At 71.6% G+C, this 19,872-nt stretch carries 18 protein-coding genes and 1 tRNA gene; 16 read left to right on the plus strand and 3 right to left on the minus strand.

Annotation, left to right across the window (positions count from 1 at the left end):
* Window positions 1-75: 75 nt before the first annotated feature.
* Window positions 76-2,028: an acetate--CoA ligase gene (gene acs, locus H489_RS35760; RefSeq protein ID WP_017888701.1), complete on the minus strand. Its 1,953-nt coding sequence runs from the start codon at window positions 2,026-2,028 to the stop codon at window positions 76-78.
* 760 nt (window positions 2,029-2,788) lie between these two features.
* Here acs and H489_RS35765 point away from each other — a divergent pair.
* The 16 genes from H489_RS35765 to H489_RS35835 all read left to right on the plus strand — a co-directional run bounded on the left by H489_RS35765 (window position 2,789) and on the right by H489_RS35835 (window position 17,525).
* Window positions 2,789-3,718, plus strand: coding sequence for a CpaF family protein (locus tag H489_RS35765; RefSeq protein WP_017888702.1), 930 nt, complete (start codon window positions 2,789-2,791; stop codon window positions 3,716-3,718).
* Window positions 3,715-4,548, plus strand: coding sequence for a type II secretion system F family protein (locus tag H489_RS35770; protein WP_031260537.1), 834 nt, complete (start codon window positions 3,715-3,717; stop codon window positions 4,546-4,548). The genes H489_RS35765 and H489_RS35770 overlap by 4 nt, the downstream gene beginning before the upstream one ends.
* An 84-nt stretch (window positions 4,549-4,632) precedes the next feature.
* Window positions 4,633-4,872 (plus strand): DUF4244 domain-containing protein, encoded by a 240-nt coding sequence (locus H489_RS35775; protein ID WP_017888704.1) that lies wholly within the window; start codon window positions 4,633-4,635, stop codon window positions 4,870-4,872.
* A gap of 10 nt (window positions 4,873-4,882) precedes the next feature.
* Window positions 4,883-5,188 (plus strand): TadE family type IV pilus minor pilin, encoded by a 306-nt coding sequence (locus H489_RS35780; RefSeq protein WP_017888705.1) that lies wholly within the window; start codon window positions 4,883-4,885, stop codon window positions 5,186-5,188.
* A 1-nt stretch (window position 5,189) separates the two neighbouring features.
* Window positions 5,190-5,669, plus strand: coding sequence for an Rv3654c family TadE-like protein (locus H489_RS35785; RefSeq protein ID WP_017888706.1), 480 nt, complete (start codon window positions 5,190-5,192; stop codon window positions 5,667-5,669).
* Entirely contained in the window at window positions 5,645-8,467 is a 2,823-nt protein-coding gene (gene topA / locus H489_RS35790; RefSeq protein ID WP_017888707.1) for a type I DNA topoisomerase, read from the plus strand. The genes H489_RS35785 and topA overlap by 25 nt, the downstream gene beginning before the upstream one ends.
* Window positions 8,464-9,099 (plus strand): dTMP kinase, encoded by a 636-nt coding sequence (gene tmk, locus H489_RS35795; RefSeq protein ID WP_017888708.1) that lies wholly within the window; start codon window positions 8,464-8,466, stop codon window positions 9,097-9,099. Before topA ends, tmk begins: the two co-directional genes overlap by 4 nt.
* A gap of 25 nt (window positions 9,100-9,124) precedes the next feature.
* Window positions 9,125-10,267, plus strand: coding sequence for a DNA polymerase III subunit delta' (locus H489_RS35800; RefSeq protein ID WP_017888709.1), 1,143 nt, complete (start codon window positions 9,125-9,127; stop codon window positions 10,265-10,267).
* Window positions 10,268-10,291: 24 nt separating this feature from the next.
* Window positions 10,292-10,927 carry a TetR/AcrR family transcriptional regulator gene (locus H489_RS35805; protein WP_017888710.1) on the plus strand — a complete coding sequence of 212 codons (636 nt, stop codon included), beginning with the start codon at window positions 10,292-10,294 and terminating at the stop codon, window positions 10,925-10,927.
* Window positions 10,928-10,971: 44 nt separating this feature from the next.
* Window positions 10,972-11,044: transfer RNA gene (locus tag H489_RS35810), tRNA-Thr, on the plus strand.
* Window positions 11,045-11,225: 181 nt separating this feature from the next.
* Window positions 11,226-12,023, plus strand: a complete 798-nt coding sequence (locus H489_RS35815; protein ID WP_017888711.1) for a glycoside hydrolase family 16 protein — start codon at window positions 11,226-11,228, stop codon at window positions 12,021-12,023.
* A 68-nt stretch (window positions 12,024-12,091) separates the two neighbouring features.
* A complete protein-coding gene (locus H489_RS0119995) occupies window positions 12,092-12,652 on the plus strand; it encodes a BLUF domain-containing protein (protein ID WP_139179790.1) in 561 nt (186 codons plus the stop codon).
* Window positions 12,653-12,765: 113 nt separating this feature from the next.
* Window positions 12,766-13,761 (plus strand): Gfo/Idh/MocA family protein, encoded by a 996-nt coding sequence (locus H489_RS35820; protein ID WP_017888713.1) that lies wholly within the window; start codon window positions 12,766-12,768, stop codon window positions 13,759-13,761.
* A 73-nt stretch (window positions 13,762-13,834) separates the two neighbouring features.
* The gene (gene dacB, locus H489_RS35825; RefSeq protein ID WP_017888714.1) at window positions 13,835-15,346 is read left to right on the plus strand and encodes a D-alanyl-D-alanine carboxypeptidase/D-alanyl-D-alanine-endopeptidase; all 1,512 of its coding nucleotides are present in this window, start codon (window positions 13,835-13,837) and stop codon (window positions 15,344-15,346) included.
* A gap of 23 nt (window positions 15,347-15,369) precedes the next feature.
* Complete coding sequence (locus tag H489_RS35830) at window positions 15,370-15,990, plus strand: isochorismatase family protein (protein ID WP_040420065.1); 621 nt, start codon at window positions 15,370-15,372, stop codon at window positions 15,988-15,990.
* A gap of 56 nt (window positions 15,991-16,046) precedes the next feature.
* Complete coding sequence (locus H489_RS35835) at window positions 16,047-17,525, plus strand: NAD-dependent succinate-semialdehyde dehydrogenase (protein ID WP_031260549.1); 1,479 nt, start codon at window positions 16,047-16,049, stop codon at window positions 17,523-17,525.
* A gap of 52 nt (window positions 17,526-17,577) precedes the next feature.
* Here H489_RS35835 and H489_RS35840 read toward each other — a convergent pair whose 3' ends face one another.
* Both H489_RS35840 and H489_RS35845 read right to left on the minus strand, forming a co-directional pair.
* A complete protein-coding gene (locus H489_RS35840; RefSeq protein WP_017888717.1) occupies window positions 17,578-19,431 on the minus strand; it encodes an ABC transporter ATP-binding protein in 1,854 nt (617 codons plus the stop codon).
* 7 nt (window positions 19,432-19,438) lie between these two features.
* Entirely contained in the window at window positions 19,439-19,654 is a 216-nt protein-coding gene (locus H489_RS35845; RefSeq protein ID WP_017888718.1) for a helix-turn-helix domain-containing protein, read from the minus strand.
* Between the last annotated feature and the right edge of the window lie 218 nt (window positions 19,655-19,872).

The raw sequence follows: 19,872 nt of genomic DNA on the forward strand, positions 1-19,872 counted from the left end.
CCGTCAGCAGTGAAGCGAACGCAGGTGGGGCCTCCCGTCCGACATGGACTGGAGGCCCCACCTGCGTGACACGGACTACATGAGTTCCGCGATGGTCGCCATGATCGTCGGGTCGGCCAGCGTCGTCGTGTCGCCGATGCGACGGCCCTCGGCTGCGTCGCGGAGGAGTCGCCGCATGATCTTGCCGGAACGTGTCTTCGGCAGTTCCGGCACGATGACGACCTGGCGCGGCTTCGCGATCGCGCCGATCCGCTTGCCGACCCAGTTGCGGAGCTCTGCGGCGGCGGTGTCACGGTCGACGTCGGCGGCGGCCTCGGCGGTCAGGATGACGAAGGCGACGACGGCCTGCCCGGTGGTCTCGTCGGCGGCGCCGACCACGGCGGCCTCGGCGACGCCCTCGTGGCCGACCAGGGCGGACTCGATCTCAGCGGTGGACAGGCGGTGTCCCGAGACGTTCATGACGTCGTCGACGCGACCCTGCACCCAGATGTCGCCCTCGCCGTCGAGCCGCGCACCGTCGCCGGCGAAGTAGCGGCCGGGGAACCGTGACCAGTAGGTCTCGACGAAGCGGTCCGGGTCGTTCCAGATCCCGCGCGCCATCGAGGGCCACGGCTCGGTGATCGTGAGGTAGCCGCTCTCGCCCGGTTCTGCGCGGTTGCCGTCGTCGTCGACGATCTCGGCGACGATGCCGGGCAGTGGTGTCTGCGCGGCACCGGGCTTGAGCTTCGTGACGCCGGGCAGGGCGGAGATCATGATCGCGCCGGTCTCGGTCTGCCACCACGTGTCGACGATCGGCGTGCGGTCGTGGCCGATGACCTGCCGGTACCACTGCCACGCCTCGGGGTTGATCGGCTCGCCGACGCTGCCGAGCAGGCGGAGGGTCTCGAGGCTGCGGGCCTCCGGGATCTGCCGGCCGGCCTTCATCGCCGCACGGACCGCGGTGGGCGCGGTGTACAGGACGGTGACGCCGTACGCGTCGACCAGGTCCCACCAGCGGCCGGGCTTCGGCTCGTCCGGCGTGCCTTCGTAGAGCACCTGGGTGACGCCGTTGGTGAGCGGGCCGTAGACGACGTAGGAGTGACCGGTGATCCAGCCGATGTCGGCGGTGCACCAGTACACGTCCTTCTCCGGGTGCATGTCGAAGACGTTCTTGTGCGTGTACGCCGCCTGGGTCAGGTAGCCGCCGGAGGTGTGCACGATGCCCTTCGGCTTCCCGGTCGTGCCCGAGGTGTACAAGATGAACAGCGGCGTCTCGGCGGGGAACGCCTGCGCCTCGTGGGTCGGTGCCGCCTTCGCCAGCTCCTCGTGCCACCACACGTCGCGGTCGTTCCACGCGATGTCGTTGCCGCCGCGCTTGACGACCAGGACGTGCTCGACCGTGTCGGTGCCCTCGCCGGTCAGCGCCTCGTCGACTGCGGGCTTGAGTGGTGAGACGGCACCGCGCCGCCACCCGCCGTCCGCGGTGACGACGAGCTTCGCGCCGGCGTCCTCGATGCGGGCACGGAGGCTCTCGGCACTGAACCCACCGAAGACGACCGAGTGCACGGCGCCGATGCGGGCGACGGCGAGCATCGTCACGACGGCCTCGGGGATGAGCGGCAGGTAGACGACCACGCGGTCGCCCTGGCCGACACCGAGGTCGGTGAGCATGTTCGCGGCGCGCTGCACCTCGGCGGTGAGCTCGGCGTAGGTGATCCGGCGCGTGTCGCCCGGGGCACCCTCAAAGTGGATCGCGACACGGTCGCCGTTGCCCGCCCGCACGTGCCGGTCGAGGCAGTTCTCGGCGACGTTGAGCGTGCCGTCGGCGAACCACTTCGCGAACGGGGCGCCGGACCAGTCCAGGGTCTGCGTGAACGGGGTGCGCCAGTCGAGCAGGGAGCGGGACTGTTCGGCCCAGAACGCCTCGCGGTCGGCCGATGCTGCGTGGTGGAGGTCCTCGCCGGCGACCGCGTCGGCCACGAACTCGGGTGGCGGCGCGAACGTCGCTCCGTCGTCGCCTCGGGGGTCGGTCTGGGTCGGAGTGGACATCGATGTCCTTTCGCGTCGTTGCGGCCTCTGGTGGCATCCGTCGCCGGTGCCTGCGTGCATCCGGAGACTACCCCTCGGCCGGGTCGGGGTGCGGCACGCCCGGAGGTCGTGTCCGGGGTTGCCCCGGAGGGGTGATCGTGGGGTACAGTAGTTCTCGCTGGACTCGTTTCCGGCGGCATCGAATCGGATTCCCCCCAATCCCTCGATGTCAAGGCGGCACCTGTTCCCCCCAACCGGTGCCGCCTCTTCTGTTTCCCGGGGTCTGACTCGAGCATCGGCCGCTCGTCGGGCTCTGGCATGTGCCCCGATCCGCACAGGGACGCCGGTCGCGTGGACAGACCGGTCCATGCTCGTGCATGCATTCTGCATGTTCTTGCGTAGCAGGTGCTACGTCCAGTCCGGACGCCGGGAGCAGGGGTGGTGGGTGATCCTGGTGGCCTCGGTGTCCGATCATCGACCGGGGTACGGCTTTCCGTTTCGGGGGACAAACCGGTCCATTGGTGGGGCAGCTCGGTGTTGTCCACAGAAGTGGGGACCGGCCGATCGGCGCCCTCGAGCGTTCCCTACCGTCGGCGGTATGCCACTCCACCGTGCTCCTCCGCTTTCTCCGCTTGCTCGTGGTTCGTCCGCGTCCACGTCGGCGTCGCACGCGCTGACGTCGTCTGCGTCTGCGTCCGCGTCGGCAGCGCTCTCGCCACCGCCCCCTCCTTCCGCCCCGTTCCTGCCCGGCGCCGCACCGCCGGCACGTCGCCGTGCGGCCGTGGTCGTCGAGTTCGAGGAACTCGCGGCCCTGGTGGCGGACGCCGCCGTGACGGACGTCCTGGTGCTCGGCGGCGTGGGGACGTGGGTCGACCGCGGCACCGGACTCGAAGCCGTCCAGCCTCGGCTGACCGAGACGCGTGCCCGCGAACTCGCGACCCGTCTCGTCGCGCTCGGTGGTCGTCACGTCGACGAGACCACGCCGTGCGCGGACGTCCGGCACGGTGACGGTGTCCGGGTCCACGTCGTCCTGGCCCCGGTGTCCGTCGGGGGCACCGCGGTGTCGATCCGACTGCCACAGGTCCACCGACCCTCGCTCGCCGCCCTCGAACGCGGCGGGACCTTCGCGTTCGTTCCGCGGTCGGTCGTCGAGGACGCCGTCGCCGCGCGCCGGAACGTCCTGGTCACCGGTGCGACCGGCAGCGGCAAGACCACCCTGCTCGCGGCGATGCTCGGGAGCGTCCCCGTCGACGAGCGCATCGTGACGGTGGAGGACGTCGCAGAGCTCCGGATCGCCCACCCGCACGTCGTCGCGCTCGAAGCGCGGCAGGCGAACGCCGAGGGGGTCGGCGCGCTCGGTCTCGACCGACTCGTGCGCGAAGCGCTCCGGATGCGGCCCGACCGGATCGCCGTGGGGGAGTGCCGTGGCGCCGAGGTCCGCGAACTCCTCTCCGCGCTGAACACCGGGCACGACGGCGGAGCGGGCACGGTGCACGCCAACGGCATCGCCGACGTCGCTGCGCGCCTCGAAGCACTCGGAGCGCTCGCCGGCCTCGGTGCCGAGGCGCTGGCCCGGCAGGCCGTCAGCGCCTTCGACCTGGTCCTGCACGTGGAGCGACGAGCCGGACAGCGGCGGCTCGGCGGCGTGGGCACGTTGCACGTCGGTCCGGACGGGAGGCTCGAGGTGCGCCAGGTGGACGGGCTGCGGTGAGCCGACACACCGCTGACGGCCCCGCTCGGGTGGCGGGGGTGCTCGACCGGGTGGCGACGCTGGTCGCGGCGGGTGTCCCGCCGCCGCGAGCGTGGCAGCTCGTCGGCGGGCTGCCCGGCGCCGGCGGACCGGCCCAGCAGGACGTCACCGTCGTCCTGCGCGTCGCGGACCGGACGGGAGCACCCGTCGCCGAGACCCTCCGCGGGCTCGCCGGCGCGCTCCGGCGCGCCGCCGCCTCGGACCGCGCGATCCGGGTCGCCCTGGCCGGTCCGCGGACGAGCGCCCGCGTCGTCCTCGCGCTGCCGCTCTTCGGGTTGGGCCTCGGGGCGGCCTGGGGTGCGGGCGCCGTCGAGGTCCTGGTCGGTTCGCCGGCCGGCTGGGTGTGCTCGGGCACCGCCGCAGCCCTCGTCCTCGCCGGACGACGGTGGACGGCGCGGCTGGTCCGTTCCGCGACGCCCGACGGCCATGTCCCCGGGGTGCTCCTCGACGCCTGGGCCGTGGCGGTGGCCGGAGGCGGATCGTGGACCACCGCCGGGCAGGCCGTCGCCGAGGCGTCCGCCGCAGCTGTCCCACCCGCGGGGGACGTCGATCGTCTGCGGGAGGTGCTCGACCTCGCCCGGCGCGCTGGGGTCCCCGCCGCGGGGCTGCTCCGACGCGCTGCCGAGGACGTCCGCGACGAAGCCGCTGCCGACGGGCTCGTGGCGGCGGAACGCCTGGCCGTGCGCCTGGTGCTGCCGCTCGGGGTGTGCGTCCTGCCGGCGTTCGTGCTCGTGGGGGTGGTGCCCGTGGTGGTGGGGGTCCTCTCCTCCACGGTGGGCGGATCGGGGTGACCTCTCCACAGATGCGGTCGGAACGCCGTCGTCGCCACCGCAGCCCGGACAGGCTGGTCCCACCGAACAGAAAGGACGGACTCCATGAGCACCACGTCACCTCCCGACCACCGCATCCGTCGGGCCATCCGCCACCGTCGCCAACGTTCCCTCGTCGCACGGTGGCGCGCCCGACTGCGCGACGACCGGGGATCGGCCACCGCCGAGTACGCGGTCGTCATCCTCGCCGCCGTGGCCTTCGCCGGAGTGCTCGTCGCGGTGATGCGCTCGGGCGAGGTCCAGACCATCCTCACCGACCTCGTCCGTGGCGCGCTCTCGCTGTGAGCGTGGCTCGGTGACGGTCGAGTTCGCGGTGGCGCTCCCTGTGGTGGCCCTCGTGCTGACCGCGCTCGTCGCGGCGGTGCTCGTCGTCGATGCGCAGGGTCGGCTGCAACTCGCCGCCGCCACCGCGGCGCGGGCGATCGGTCGCGACGACGACTCCCAGGGGCTGTCCGCGGCCGAACGGATCGCCCCGGGGGCCTCGATCGTCGTCCGGGCCGACGGCGACCTGGTGTGCGTCGACGCCACGCGCGGCGGGACCGGTCCCTTCGCGGCGCTCCCGTTGACCGCGACGGGGTGCGCCGTGGCCCGAGGGGGCTGACGTGGTGCGTCCCGACGGTCAACGGGGCTCGGCGACCGTGCTGCTCGTGGCGGTCCTCGGCGTGGGGGTCCTCGTCGGGTCGACGGCGCTCGCCGCAGCCGGCCACCGCACGCAGGCCCTCCGCGCACAGGGTGCCGCCGACGCCGCGGCCGTCGGGACCGCTGCGGCCGCCACCGGGCTGGTCCCGGGGGAGCCGTGCGCGGTCGCCACCCGGATCGCGACGGCGAACGGGGCCACCCTCGACACCTGCGAACTCCTCGCCACCACGGCCCGGGTCCGCGTGGTCGTGGGCACCGGTCCGTTCGTCACCGGCGCGCTCGCGGTGGCCGGTCCGGCAGGCAACCCGCCCGAACACTATGTGTATGGTGTGCCTGTCGGCCCGCGGTCACCGATGTCCCGGTCGACCCGGACACGCTCGTGGACAGGGCCGATCAGCACCATCGATCAAGGAGACACGTGCCAGGCACGAAGAAGCTCGTGATCGTCGAGAGCCCTGCGAAGGCGAAGACGATCGCGCAATACCTCGGTGACGGATACGAAGTCCAGGCCTCTGTCGGACACATCCGCGACCTCGTCGAGCCGAAGAACCTGCCGCCCGAGCTCAAGAAGGGCTCCCTCGGCAAGTTCTCGGTGGACGTCGACAACGGCTTCGAGCCGTACTACGTCGTGTCCGACGCCAAGAAGAAGACCGTCTCCGAGCTGAAGCGCGCCCTGAAGGACGCCGACGAGCTCTACCTCGCAACAGATGAAGACCGCGAGGGCGAAGCCATCGCATGGCACCTGCTGCAGGTCCTGAAGCCGAAGGTCCCCGTCAAGCGGATGGTCTTCCACGAGATCACGAAGGAGGCGATCCAGCGCGCGCAGGAAGCCACCCGTGAGCTCGACACCGCCCTCGTCGACGCACAGGAGACCCGCCGCATCCTCGACCGTCTCTACGGGTACGAGGTCTCGCCGGTCCTGTGGCGCAAGGTCGCCCCCGGACTGTCGGCCGGCCGTGTGCAGTCCGCCGCCACCCGTCTCGTGGTCGACCGTGAGCGCGAGCGCCTGGCGTTCGTGTCCGCCAACTACTGGGACCTGTCCGCCCGGTTCGAGAAGGCCGGAGAGTCCTCCTTCTCCGCGCGACTCGCCCGGATCCACGGCACCCGCGTCGCCTCCGGCCGTGACTTCGACGACCGCGGCGCGCTCAGCGGCGACGTCGTCCGCCTCGACGAGGCCGCTGCCGCGTCGCTGACGACCGTCCTCGAGCGCGCCGGTGACGCCACCGTCCGCAGCGTCGACTCGAAGCCCTACACGCGACGCCCGGCCGCTCCGTTCACCACGTCGACGCTCCAGCAGGAAGCCGCGCGCAAGCTCCGTCTGTCGCCGCGACAGACCGCCCGTGCCGCGCAGACGCTGTACGAGAACGGGTACATCACCTACATCCGTACCGACTCGGTCTCGCTCTCGAAGCAGGCGATCGACGCGGCCCGCAAGCAGGCGGCCGACCTGTACGGCTCGGCCACCGTCCCCGACAAGCCCCGCCTGTACGCGAGCAAGAGCAAGAACGCGCAAGAGGCGCACGAGGCGATCCGTCCCGCAGGCGACTCCTTCCGCACCCCGCAGGACCTCCAGGGCACCCTGACCGGTGTCGAGTGGCGTCTCTACGACCTCATCTGGAAGCGCACGATCGCGTCACAGATGGCCGACGCCAAGGGTTCGACCGCGTCGATCGTGCTCGGCATCGCCTCCGCCGAGTCGGTGGAGGGCATCGCGTCGACCGCGAACGGCACCGACGCCGAGTTCACCGCCTCCGGCACCGTCATCACCTTCCGCGGCTTCCTCAGCGCGTACGAAGAAGGCCGCGACGAGGACCGGCACGAGTCCAGCGATCGCGCCGGCCAGGACGTCGCCCTGCCGAACGTGGCCAAGGGCGAGCACCTCGCCGTCACCGACGTCGAGGCGAAGGGGCACGACACCACCCCGCCGCCGCGCTTCACCGAGGCGAGCCTGATCAAGACGCTGGAAGAGCTGGGGATCGGACGCCCGTCGACCTACCCCACGATCAGCCCGACGATCATCGACCGCGGCTACGTCTCGCTCCGCGGCACGCAGCTCGTGCCGAACTGGATCGCCTTCAGCGTGGTGCGCCTGCTCGAGGAGTACTTCGGCGAGCTCGTGGAGTACGACTTCACCGCCGAGATGGAAGAAGACCTCGACCGCATCGCCCGCGGCGACGCCGACCGGGTGGACTGGCTCAAGGGCTTCTACTTCGGTGGCGGCGACGACGACCAGCGCGGCCTGCGGACGGTCATCGACAACCTCGGTGAGATCGACGCTCGCGAGATCAACTCGGTCGAGCTCGCTCCGGGCCTCACGCTCCGGATCGGTCGGTACGGTCCCTACATCGAGGTGCCGAGCGACGACCCCGAGAAGCCCCGGCGCGTCAACGTCCCCGAGGACCTCGCTCCCGACGAACTGACCGTCGCGAAGGCGAAGGAACTCGTCGACGCTCCGGTGATCGGCGACCGCGTCGTCGGCATCAACCCGGAGACCGGCAAGGAAGTCCTGGCGAAGGACGGCCGCTTCGGTCCGTACGTCACCGAGCGCGCCCCGGAGCCCGAGCCCACCGTGGACCCGAAGACCGGCGAGGTCGTCGAGTCGCCTGCACCGGCAGAGGCCCCGGCGGACGAGGCGGCTGCTGCGACCGCGACGAGCGAGACGGCGACAGCGACGGCGAAGAAGGCCCCCCCGAAGAAGGCCCCCGCGAAGAAGACGACGAAGAAGGCCGCGGCTCCGAAGGAACGCACCGCTTCGCTCTTCAAGTCGATGGACCCGCAGACGGTCGACCTCGAGACCGCGCTGAAGCTCCTCGACCTGCCCCGCGTCGTCGGTCAGGACCCGGAGACCGGCAACGACATCACGGCGCAGAACGGCCGGTACGGTCCGTACCTGAAGAAGGGGACCGACACCCGGACCCTGCCCGGCGAGGACGCGATCTTCGACATCGACCTGCCCGGCGCACTCGAGCTGTTCGCACAGCCGAAGTACGGCGGCCGCACCGCCAGTGCCGCGCTCAAGGAGTTCGACGCCGACCCGGTGTCCGGCAAGGCGATCAAGATGAAGGACGGCCGGTTCGGTCCGTACGTCACCGACGGCGAGACGAACGCGACCATCCCGAAGGGCGAGGACGTCGAGGCCGTCGACCACGCCCGCGCCGTCCAGCTCATCGCGGACAAGCGCGCCAAGGGGCCCGTCAAGAAGAAGACCCCGGCTCGTCGGACGGCGGCCAAGAAGAAGTGACCGGTCGCTTCATCACGCTCGAGGGCGGCGACGGCGCGGGCAAGACGACCCAGGCGGAGCTGCTCTCGGCGTGGCTCGGTGCGCACGGCCGGACGGTGGTGCGCACCCGCGAGCCCGGTGGCACCGACCTCGGCGTCCGGATCCGCCAGATGGTCCTGCACGAGCGGGGCCACATCGCGCCCCGGGCCGAGGCGCTGCTGTACGCGGCTGATCGCGCCCAGCACGTCGAGACCGTCGTCCGTCCGGCGATCGCACGCGGTGACGTCGTGCTGCAGGACCGCTACATCGACTCGTCCGTCGCCTACCAGGGTGTCGCGCGGGGGCTCGGCGCCGAGCAGGTCCGCTCGGTCTCGGAATGGGCCGCCGACGGCCTGGCACCGGACCTCACGATCCTGCTCGACCTCGACGTCACGCTCGGGCGTGCCCGGGTGGCCGCGGCACGGGGGGACACCTTCGACCGCCTCGAATCCGAGGCCGCGGCGTTCCACGAGTCCGTCCGGCAGGCGTTCCTCGCCATGGCGGACGCCGAGCCCGCACGCTTCCTCGTGGTCGACGCCGCAGCTCCGACCGATGCCGTGCAGGACGCAGTCCGTCGCGCGGTCGCCCCGCTCGTCGGGATCGACGCAGCGTGACGGTGGTCACTGACAGGATGGTCCCGTGAGCGTGTGGGACGGCCTGACCGGGCAGGAAGAAGCGGTCGCATCGCTGCGCAATGCAGCCGAGTCGACCGACGGTACCGGCGGCATGACCCACTCGTGGCTCATCACCGGCCCGCCCGGGTCCGGTCGGTCGAACGTGGCGACCGCCTTCGCGGCTGCGCTCGTGGGCAACGGCCCCGACGACGACCACACCCTGCGGCAGATCACCGCGAAGACCCACCCCGACGTCTCGGTGCTCACGACCCAGCGCGTGATCATCACGATCGACGAGATCCGGCAGCTCGTCACCTCGTCGTACTACTCGCCGTCGGTCGGGCGCTACCGCGTCGTCATCATCGAGGACGCCGACCGCATGACCGAGCGGACCTCGAACCTGCTGCTCAAGGCGCTCGAGGAACCACCGGAGCGCACGGTGTGGATCCTCTGCGCGCCCAGTGAAGCCGACCTGCTGCCGACGATCCGGTCGCGCGTCCGTTCGGTCCGCCTGCGTGTGCCCGGCATCGAGTCCGTCGCCGACCTGCTCGTGGCCCGGACCGGTGTCGACCGTGCTCTCGCGATGGACGCCGCTCGTCAGGCGCAGAGCCACATCGGCATGGCGCAGCGCCTGGCCACGAGCGAGCCGGCCCGTGATCGTCGACGCCGGACCCTGACCACCGTGCTCGGTGTGCGGAGCGTCGGTGACGCCGTCATGGCTGCCGCCGAGCTCCTCGCCGTCGCCGACGAAGACGCCAAGTCCATCACCGAGCAGCGCGACTCGGAAGAACGCGACGCGGCCCTGCGCTCGCTCGGTGTCGAGCCGGGCGGGACGATCCCGCCGGCACTCCGGTCGCAGCTCCGTGCGCTCGAGGACGACCAGAAACGCCGAGCGACCCGGAGCCTGCGCGACGGGCTCGACCGGATCCTGGTGGACGTCTCGTCCCTGTACCGCGACCTGCTCCTGATGGGGCTCGGTGCTCCGGCGGAACCGGTCAACCTGGCCATGCGTGAGCAGCTCGAGCACGCACTGCCGACGACCCCGCCCGCCGCCGCGCTCCAGGTGCTGGACGCCGTGGCCCTGGCGCGTCAGCGCATCGCTGCGAACGTCGCGGCACTGCTGGCCCTCGAAGCGCTGCTCGTCACGATCGCACGCGCCCGCCGCTGAGGCCGGGCATGCGAGAATCACGGCATGCCCGACGCTGAACCCGGCCTGCGCGAACGGAAGCGCCGCGCCACCCGGCGCGCCATCCAGCAGGCTGCGCTCCGGATCGCCATCGAGGACGGCCTCGGCGCGGTGACGGTGGACGAGATCTCCCGCCGTGCCGACGTCTCGCCCCGGACGTTCTTCAACTACTTCCCGAGCAAGGAACAGGCGATCCTCGGCGACGACCCGCAGCTGCCGGACGACCAGGCGTTGCAGACGTTCGTCGCCGGGGGGCCGAACGGTGAACTGCTCGCTGACATCGGCACCCTGCTCGTGCACTCCACGCGCGAACTGATCGAGGAACGTGGACTCATCGAGGAGCGGCAGCAGGTCCTCCGCGCCAACCCGGAGCTGTTCAGCCGGCGGATGGCGTCGATGAAGGAGTTCCAGGCGGAACTGCAGGCTGCCGTCGCACGTCGGCTCGAGCGCGCCGACCCCGAGCTCGCCGCGGACGCCGATGCGCTCCGTCGCCGCGCCGGTCTCGCGGCCATCGTCGCCCTCGCCGCCCTGCGCCACGCGTGGTGGGAGTGGTCGGGTTCCGAGGCCGGAACCCACCTGGTCGACGAACTCGAACGGTCCTTCTCCGAGCTCGGCGTGCTGGTTTCGCGTTCACTCGTCTGAACCTGTATAGTCATTGCTCGTGCCACTCCGGACATGGAGTGTGCGCCGCCTTAGCTCAGTCGGTAGAGCGATTCACTCGTAATGAATAGGTCGTCGGTTCGATTCCGACAGGCGGCTCCGTGAACACCCCGGTCAGGCCTGCTCGAAGTGGCTCTGACCGGGGTTTTCGTATTCCGGACGAAATCCGTGTCCCTCACCCGAGGGACAGACCCCTGGCGTTCGCGCGGACTAACCTTGTCCGCGATACGGGGGACACCATGACCGAGCGCCAGCTCATCGCACCGACGGCAGTGACGCCGTGTTGAAGCGTGTGCTGGTCGTCGTCCTGGTCGCCGCCACCGCCGGAGCGCTTGCGATGACCGCAGCGGCCGTGCCCGAGTCGCGGGCGACATCTGCGTCGACCGCGTCGCCGGGTGCCCCATCGTCCGCGACGCCGACGGGGTCCTCGACCGGGCCGGCGTACCTGGCCGACCGTGAGCCGACCTTCTCGGAAGACTTCGACACCCCCGCTGCGGCCGGTGGTCCCTTCGCCGAGACGTACCGGAACTCGTGGCAGCCCTACCCCGACGGCGCCGGCGGCAAGTACTACTCGGACGAGCTCATCAGCGCGCACGACAGCTACCTGGACGTCGCGTTGGACGGTGAGCGGGGCGCCGCCGGCACCTTCGGCACCCCCACCGGCGCCTGGTCGCACGTCGGCGGCACCTTCAGCATCCGTGCGCGGGCGACCGGGGGCGACGGCAACGGGATCGCGGTGATGCTCTGGCCGACGTCCAACGCCTGGGCGGACGGCGAGCTGAACTACCCGGAGGGCCAGTTCGACGGCTCCCCGCGGGTCTTCCACCACTCGATGCTCCAGGGACTCGAACGCCGCACCGAGCACTACAACACCCGGGTGTCCTGGAACGACTGGCACACCTACACGACGGAGTGGGTGCCGGGGAAGATCATCCGGTACTACCTCGACGGCAAGCTCGTGTTCACGGTGCCGCGGAACGTGCCCACCACCCCGCACCGCTACATGTTCCAGATCGGCAACTGGGGCGCCCCGGGGCACGTCCAGATCGACTGGGTCCGCACTTACGACGCGGAGTGACCAAACCCCCCGGACGGGGGCTCCGAATCAGTCCGGTCGTACGACCCGACACCCGTGTGCTCGCGTCGATGACCCGAACCTCGACGCGGGTGCGCGGGTGGGGCCGTTCCCCGTTCTGGGGCTGCCCGTCGTCGTCGGGGCGGTCCACGATGAGTGGGAACCCGTTCCGTCGTCACCGAGAGGTCGTCATGCTGCTGTCCCTGGTCTACATGAGCGCGGCGAACCAGGTGTTCGACCAGGAGCTGCTCGACGCGTTGCTCGAGCACGCGCGGGAGCACAACACCGCGTCCGACCTGTCCGGCCTGCTCGTCTACAAGGACGGCCGGTTCATGCAGCTGCTCGAGGGTCCCGAAGCGGCCGTGCTCGAGACCTACCGGCGGATCACCGACGACCCGCGGCACACCGAGATCGGCCTGCTGGTCGAGGAGCGCATCCACACCCGGCGCTTCGGCGAGTGGAAGATGGCGTTCCACCGCGAGGTCGATGGCGACCTGCCCGACGGCTTCGACACGTTCCTCGCCCAGGGCGACGCGAGTGCGGACACCAGCCGCGCGCGCGAGCTCCTGCGCTGGTTCCGGAACCACCCGCTGGCCGCTCCCGACGCCGCGCTCGGCAAACACCGCCGCTGACGCACGGCACCGGCCGCACCGCGCAGCAGCCCAGCACCGCGCAGCACCGGCAGCCCCGCGCAGCAGCCCAGCACCGCGAGGCGCCACCGCCGCGGCGCTGGTAGACAGGACCCATGACGGTTCGCTGGGGAGTCATCGGTACAGGCGGCATCGCACGCTCCTTCGTGGGTGACTGCACCGCGGCAGGCGTCGTGTTCACGGCTGTGGGCAGTCGCACCGGCGCGCACGCCGAGGCCTTCGCCGCCGAGTTCGGCGTCGAGCGGGCGCACGGGTCGTACGCGGACCTCGTCGCGGACGACCAGGTCGACGCGGTCTACGTCGCGACCCCGCACGTCCGGCACGCCGAGGACGCCCTGCTCGCGATCCGCGCGGGCAAGCACGTCCTGGTCGAGAAGGCCTTCACGATGACCGCGGCCGAGGCCCGGACGGTCGTCGACGCCGCGAGGCAGGCGGGTGTCGCGGTGATGGAGGCGATGTGGACGCGGTTCCTGCCCCAGATGGCGATGATCCGCGAGGTCGTCGCCGAGGGCCGCATCGGCCGCCCGATGGTCGTCGAGGCGACCCACCACCAGGCCCTGCCGACGGACCCCGACCACCGGCTGCGCGACCCGGCACTCGGTGGGGGAGCGATGCTCGACCTCGGGATCTACCCGGTGTCCTTCGCGGTCGACGTGCTCGGGGTGCCGACAGCGCTGGTCGCGGCGGGCACGCTGAGCGAGCAGGGCGTCGACGAGCAGATGGGCCTGGTGATGACGCACGAGGGCGGCGCACAGTCGGTGATCCACTTCGGCATGGACCTGCGCAGCCCGAACACGGCGTCGGTCATCGGCGAGACCGGCCGCATCGACATCGACTCCACCTGGTACACGCCGACCACCTGGCGGATCCGCGATCGAGACGGCGTCGTGGTCGAGGAGTTCGACGGTCGCGAGGAGCTCGCCGGCTACGCGCACGAGGCCCACGCCTTCGAGTCGATGATCACGTCCGGCCGCCACGACGGCGGCCCGATGGACCCGGCCGAGACGGTCGCGATCATGGCCGTGCTGGACGAGGCACGTCGCCAGGTCGGGGTCCACTACCCGGCCGACGGTCCCGCCACGGCGCCCTGATCCGGCTCCCGTCCGCCACGGATCCCGCATCCGGCCTGGAGGCTCCTGCCGCAGTTCCGTAGGATCGGTCGAGATGTCCGAGCAGCAGCCCACCCCGCCTTCCGTCCCGGAGCGGTTCCGCGCCGCCGTCGCCGCGGTGCGTGCCTCCGCGGCGCGACGCCCGGTGCCCTGGATCGCGGGTGGGCTCGCGGCGCTCCTGGTGGTCGGCTCCGGTGGGGCCGTCGCCGTCGCGGCGGCCACGACCTCGGACTCCCGGTCGGCCGCCGCGCCGAGCCCGACCCGGAGCGGGTCCTCGGCGCCGGACTCGACGACCACCACGAAGCGCCCGGCGACGAAGCCGTCCCCGACCCCGACCGCGGCCGCCCGTGCGGTGCCGAAGGACCTGGCCGGCCCGTCCGCACTCCGGACCTGTTCGATCGCCACCGCCGCGTCGGCGAGCGGCCTCGGTGACTTCGAGGGGTACGTGATGGACGCGAAGACGGGCAAGGTCCTGTTCTCGAAGAACGGGGAGCGGGCTGCCCAGACCGGCAGCGTCATGAAGACCCTCACCTCGGCGACCGCGCTCTCGGTGCTCGGGGGCGACCACCGCATCCCGACGACCGTCGCACGGGAGTCCGCGAACACCGTCGCCCTGGTCGGCCACGGGGACGCCACCCTGTCCGCCGGTGGTGGCACCGTCTACCCGGGCGCCCCGACCCTCGCGCAGCTCGCGCAGCAGGTGAAGGCCAAGGTCGGCGACACCCCGATCACCACGATCGTCACCGACGACTCCTACTGGAGCGACGCCGACGCCTGGGACCCCACGTGGCCGGTGTCCGAGCGCACCATCGGGTACCAGCCGGAGGTCACCGCGCTGATGGTCGACGGTGACCGGGCGAACCCCGCCGCGGCGACCTCGCCCCGGTCGGAGGACCCCGTCGGTCGTGCCGGCGCCGCGTTCCGGACGGCACTGGCCAACGCGGGCGTCGCGGGCGCGGGCTCCGCGCAGATCGTCAAGCGTGCGACCACGGGTACCGAGACGATCGCGACGGTGAACTCGCAGCCGGTGTCGACGCTCATCGGGCAGATGATCCCGAACTCGGACAACACCCTGGCCGAGATGCTCGCCCGGATCTCGTCGAAGGAGTCGGGGTCGAACGGCTCGGCGGCCTCACTGACATCGGTGTACCAGTCGGCGCTCCGCTCGTACGGCCTCGACCCGGCCGGCATCACGATCAAGGACGGCTCGGGCGAGAGCGCCGCGAACGCCGTGTCGCCGGAGTTCGTCGCGCACCTCATGGTGCAGGTCGCCTCGGGCGCGAAGGGCCTCGGGACGCTCGCGAACGCCCTGCCGGTGTCCGGGCAGTCCGGCACCCTCGCCAGCCGGTTCACCGGGGCGAACGCCGTCGCGCGCGGCAAGGTGCACGCGAAGACCGGCTGGATCGACAGCGCGAACACCCTCGGCGGCTACATCGACGCTGCTGACGGCTCCCGGTTGACCTTCGCCTTCTACGCCATCGGTTCACCACGCGCGGCCGCCCTGCCGGCACTGGACGCGGTGACGGCCGCCACCTACTCGTGCGGGAGCAAGCTCACCGGCTCCTGAGCCGACGGGTGTTGGATGGATCCATGGCAAGAGCACTGCTCGTCGTGGACGTCCAGAACGACTTCACCGAGGGCGGTGCGCTCGCGGTCACCGGGGGAGCGGCGCTCGCGGAGCGCATCACCGCGTTCCTCGGTCGGCACGGGGACGAGTACGACCTGATCGTGGCGTCCCGTGACTGGCACCACGGCGACGACGACAACGGCGGGCACTTCGCCGGACCCGAGGGACCCGACTTCGTGGACACCTGGCCGGTGCACTGCGTCGCCGGCTCGCCGGGTGCTGACTACCATCCCGATCTCGACACCGCTCTGGTCGACGTCGAGGTCTTCAAGGGCCAGGGCACGCCGGACTACTCGGCGTTCCAGGCCCGGACCGAGGCGGGTGTCCCGCTCGCCGCAGTACTCGCCGAACGCCGCGTGCACACGGTCGACGTCGTCGGGATGGCGACCGACCACTGTGTCCGGGCATCGGCACTCGACGCCCGTGCCGCGGGCCTCGACGTCGCCGTGTACCAGGACCTGGTGGCCGGCGTCGACGCTGAGCGCAGTGCCCGGGCGCTGGACGAGATCCGGGCGGCCGGCGGACACGTCGACCGCAGCGACATGGACGAGGGCCTCGCGAACCCAGGAGGAGCACGACTGTGACCGAAACCACCACGAACGACACCCCCACCACCGACGCCGCGGACGACGCGCGTCTCGTGACGACCGTCGCGGACGAACACGTCCGCGTCCAGGGCGTCCCCACCGGCCTGTTCATCGGCGGCACCTGGCGTGCCTCGTCGAGCGGGTCCACCTTCGCCGTGCACGACCCGTCGACCGGCGCCGTGCTGGCCGAGGTCGCCGACGCCAGCGCCGAGGACGGCATCGCCGCGCTCGACGCCGCGGCCGCAGCGCAGGAGTCCTGGGCGGCAACGGCCCCGCGCACGCGTTCCGACATCCTCCGCCGGGCCTTCGACCTGGTGCACGAGCACACCGACGACCTGGCGGCCCTCATGTCGCTCGAGATGGGCAAGCCCCTGGCCGAGGCCCGGGGTGAGGTCGTCTACGGCGGCGAGTTCCTGCGCTGGTTCTCGGAGGAGGCCGTCCGCATCACCGGCGACTACCGCACGAACCCCGAGGGCACCGGCCGGGCGATCGTGCTGAAGCGTCCGGTCGGCCCCGTCTACGCCATCACGCCGTGGAACTTCCCGCTCGCGATGGCGACCCGGAAGATCGGCCCGGCGCTGGCCGCCGGTTGCACCGTGGTCGCGAAGCCTGCCGACCTGACCCCGCTGACGACCCTGTTCCTGGTCGAGCTGTTCCGCCGCGCGGGGCTGCCGGACGGTGTGCTCAACGTGATCCCGTCGAGCGACGCCAAGGGACTGTCCGGACCGATCATCGCCGACCCGCGCCTGCGCAAGCTCACGTTCACGGGCTCGACCCCGGTCGGGTCGGCACTGCTCAAGCAGGCGGCCGACAACGTGCTCAAGACGAGCATGGAGCTCGGCGGCAACGCCCCGTTGCTCGTGTTCGACGACGCCGACCTCGACACGGCTGTGGACGCCGCGATGCTCGCGAAGTTCCGGAACACGGGCGAGGCCTGCACCGCTGCGAACCGGTTCTTCGTGCAGGACGGCATCGCCGACGCGTTCGTCGCAGCCCTCACCGCGAAGGTCGACGCACTGCGCGTCGGCCGGGGCACCGAGGACGGGACGACGCTCGGACCGCTCATCGACGACCGCGCCGTGGACAAGGCCGCCGGGCTCGTCGACGACGCCGTCGGCCGGGGTGCGCGGCTCGTCACCGGCGGACACCGGATCGACCGTCCGGGCACGTTCTACGAGGCGACGGTGATCGACGACGTGCAGCCCGGCTCGGAGATCATGACGACGGAGATATTCGGACCGGTCGCGTCGGTCACGCGCTTCAGCACCGAGGACGAGGGCATCCGGCTCGCGAACGACACCGAGTACGGCCTCGTCGCCTACGCCTTCACGACCGACTTCCGGCGTGGTCAGCGGCTCGCCGAGCGCCTGGAGACCGGCATGCTCGGCCTGAACACGGGCGTCGTGTCGAACGCGGCGTTCCCGTTCGGCGGCGTGAAGTCGTCGGGCCTCGGTCGTGAGGGGGCACACGAGGGCATCGAGGAGTACCTCGAGACCGTCTACGTGCTCACCCCGGACCCGTTCGCCGCCTGAGCCTGCGCGTGGTCCCACGGTGCGGCCGCGGTGGACGCGGCCGCACCGACGCTCACACCAGCAGCTGGTGCTTCGCCAGGTCGCGGTAGAGCGGGGTCGACTGCACGAGCTCGGAGTGCGTGCCGCTGCCCACGACGCGGCCGCGCTCGAGCACGACGATCACGTCGGAGTCGACCACGGTCGACAGCCGGTGGGCGATGACGAGGAGCGTGCGGTCTTCGGCGACGGCGTCGATCGCGAGCCGCATCTTCTGCTCGTTGACCCCGTCGAGGGACGACGTCGACTCGTCGAGCAGCAGGATCGGGGGAGCGGCGAGCAGCGCACGGGCGATGGCCAGGCGCTGCCGTTCCCCGCCGGAGAGCATCACGCCGTCCTCACCGACCTGCGCGTCGAGGCCGCGGGGGTCGCGGTGCAGGACCTCGCCGAGGTTGACCGCCTCGAGCACGCGGACGCAGTCGTCCTCGGTGGCGTCGGGCGACCCGAGCAGCAGGTTGGCGCGGATCGTGCCGGCGAGCACGGGTGCGTCCTGCTCGACGTAGCCGATCTGGGCACGGAGCTCGTCGCGGTCCATGCCGCGCACGTCGATGCCGCCCAGGCGGATGACGCCGTCGGTGGGGTCGTAGAACCGCTCGATCAGCGCCAGGGTCGTCGACTTGCCGGCACCGGACGGACCCACGAGTGCGACGCGCGACCCGCGCGGCACGCGGAACGACACGTCGTGGAGCACCACGTCGTCGACCGGTCGCTCGTCGTCGACGCGATCCGGGCCTCCTGGGTGATCCGCGGCGTCGGACGCGACCGCGCCGTCGGCACCCGAGGCGTCCGCCTGGCCGCGGTACCGGAACGACACGTGCTCGAACGCGATGGCGTCGTCGGTCGCGACCGCCGCAGCCGGCCGGACGGACGCGTCGTCCTGGGACTCGGTCGGCAGGTGCAGGATCTCCTCGATGCGGCCGAGGGCGCCGAGCGCCTGGGCGACGGCGACGACCGCGCCCATCGCCTGGCCGAGCGGCATGATCATCATGAAGAGCAGCAGGATGAACGTGATGAGCGTCGCGATGGTGATGGTGCCGGCCGCGACCTGCGCGCCGCCGACGCCCAGGACGGCGATGAACGCGACCTGCATGACGATGCTCGCGACGGGGACGACGAAGGCGGACATCTTGGCGATGTCGAGCCCCCGCTTGTACGCCTCGGTCGCGTGGCCGTCGACCTCGTGCACCTCGCGCTCGGTCGCGCCGGCTGCACGGATGGTGCGGACCGCGCCGATCCCGCGTTCGACCGCGGCGGTGAGGTCGCCGACCTTCTCCTGCGCGCGCTTCGACGCGACCCGGATGCGACGGCTCAGTCCGCCGACGACGACGATCGCGACCAGGACGATGACCACGACGATCACGAGCAACAGCGGGTCGATGACGGCCATCGCGATGACGGCGCCGACGAACGTCAGCGCGCCGCCGATCGACTCGATGAGCCCCTGGGTCAGGACGGCGCGCAGGAGCGTGGTGTCGCTGCCGACGCGGGACACCAGGTCGCCGGTGCGGCGGGTGTCGAACTCCGAGATGGGCAGGTTGAGGATGCGCGCGATGAGCTTGCGGCGGGTGGAGAGCACCACGCCCTCACCCGCGCGCTGCAGCAGGAAGTGCTGCACGCCGTTCAGCACGCCCGCGATCATGACGAGCCCGACCAGCAGCCACACGAGCGTGCTGAGGGTGTTGCCCTGCTGCACCGCCGTGATCACCTGGTTGACCAGCAGCGGCTGGGCGAGCGACGCCCCCGCGCCGAGGACGCTCAGCACGATGATGACCACCATCGCGGGCTTGTTCTCGAACAGGTAGGACAGCAGGCGACCGAACGTGGCGCGGGGGCCGTCGGAGGTCTTCGGGCGTGCGAAGGGGAAGCTCATCGTGCTCCTAGTTTCTGCCGTACTTCTTGTGCACTGCCTGTCGGCTGACACCGAGCAGCGTCGCGATCTCCTGCCACGATGCGCCGGCGGTGCGTGCACGGCGTGCGGCGAGTTCCTCGGCCCGGTCGAGCTCACGACGCAGCTCCCGCACGCTGGCGAGGGCGGAGAACGGGTCGTCCCCCGAGGCTCCGGCCGCGAGGCTCGTGATGGTCGGTCGGTCCACGCCTGTCAACGTACATTGACGCACCGACACTCGTCAATCTGGGTTGACGAGTGCCGGGTGAGGTGCGCAGACGCCGGCGTCTTCGTTCGACGCCGCCACGCGCGCGAGACGCCGCCGGATTCGGCGGCGTCTCGGCGGGCTTGCGGCGCCTTGCCGGTACGACGGCGTGTTGCGCAGGGCGGGGGCGCGAGGCACGCACACGACGGACGGGAGGCCCG

This window comes from Curtobacterium flaccumfaciens UCD-AKU (genome assembly GCF_000349565.1).
Lineage (GTDB): Bacteria > Actinomycetota > Actinomycetes > Actinomycetales > Microbacteriaceae > Curtobacterium > Curtobacterium poinsettiae.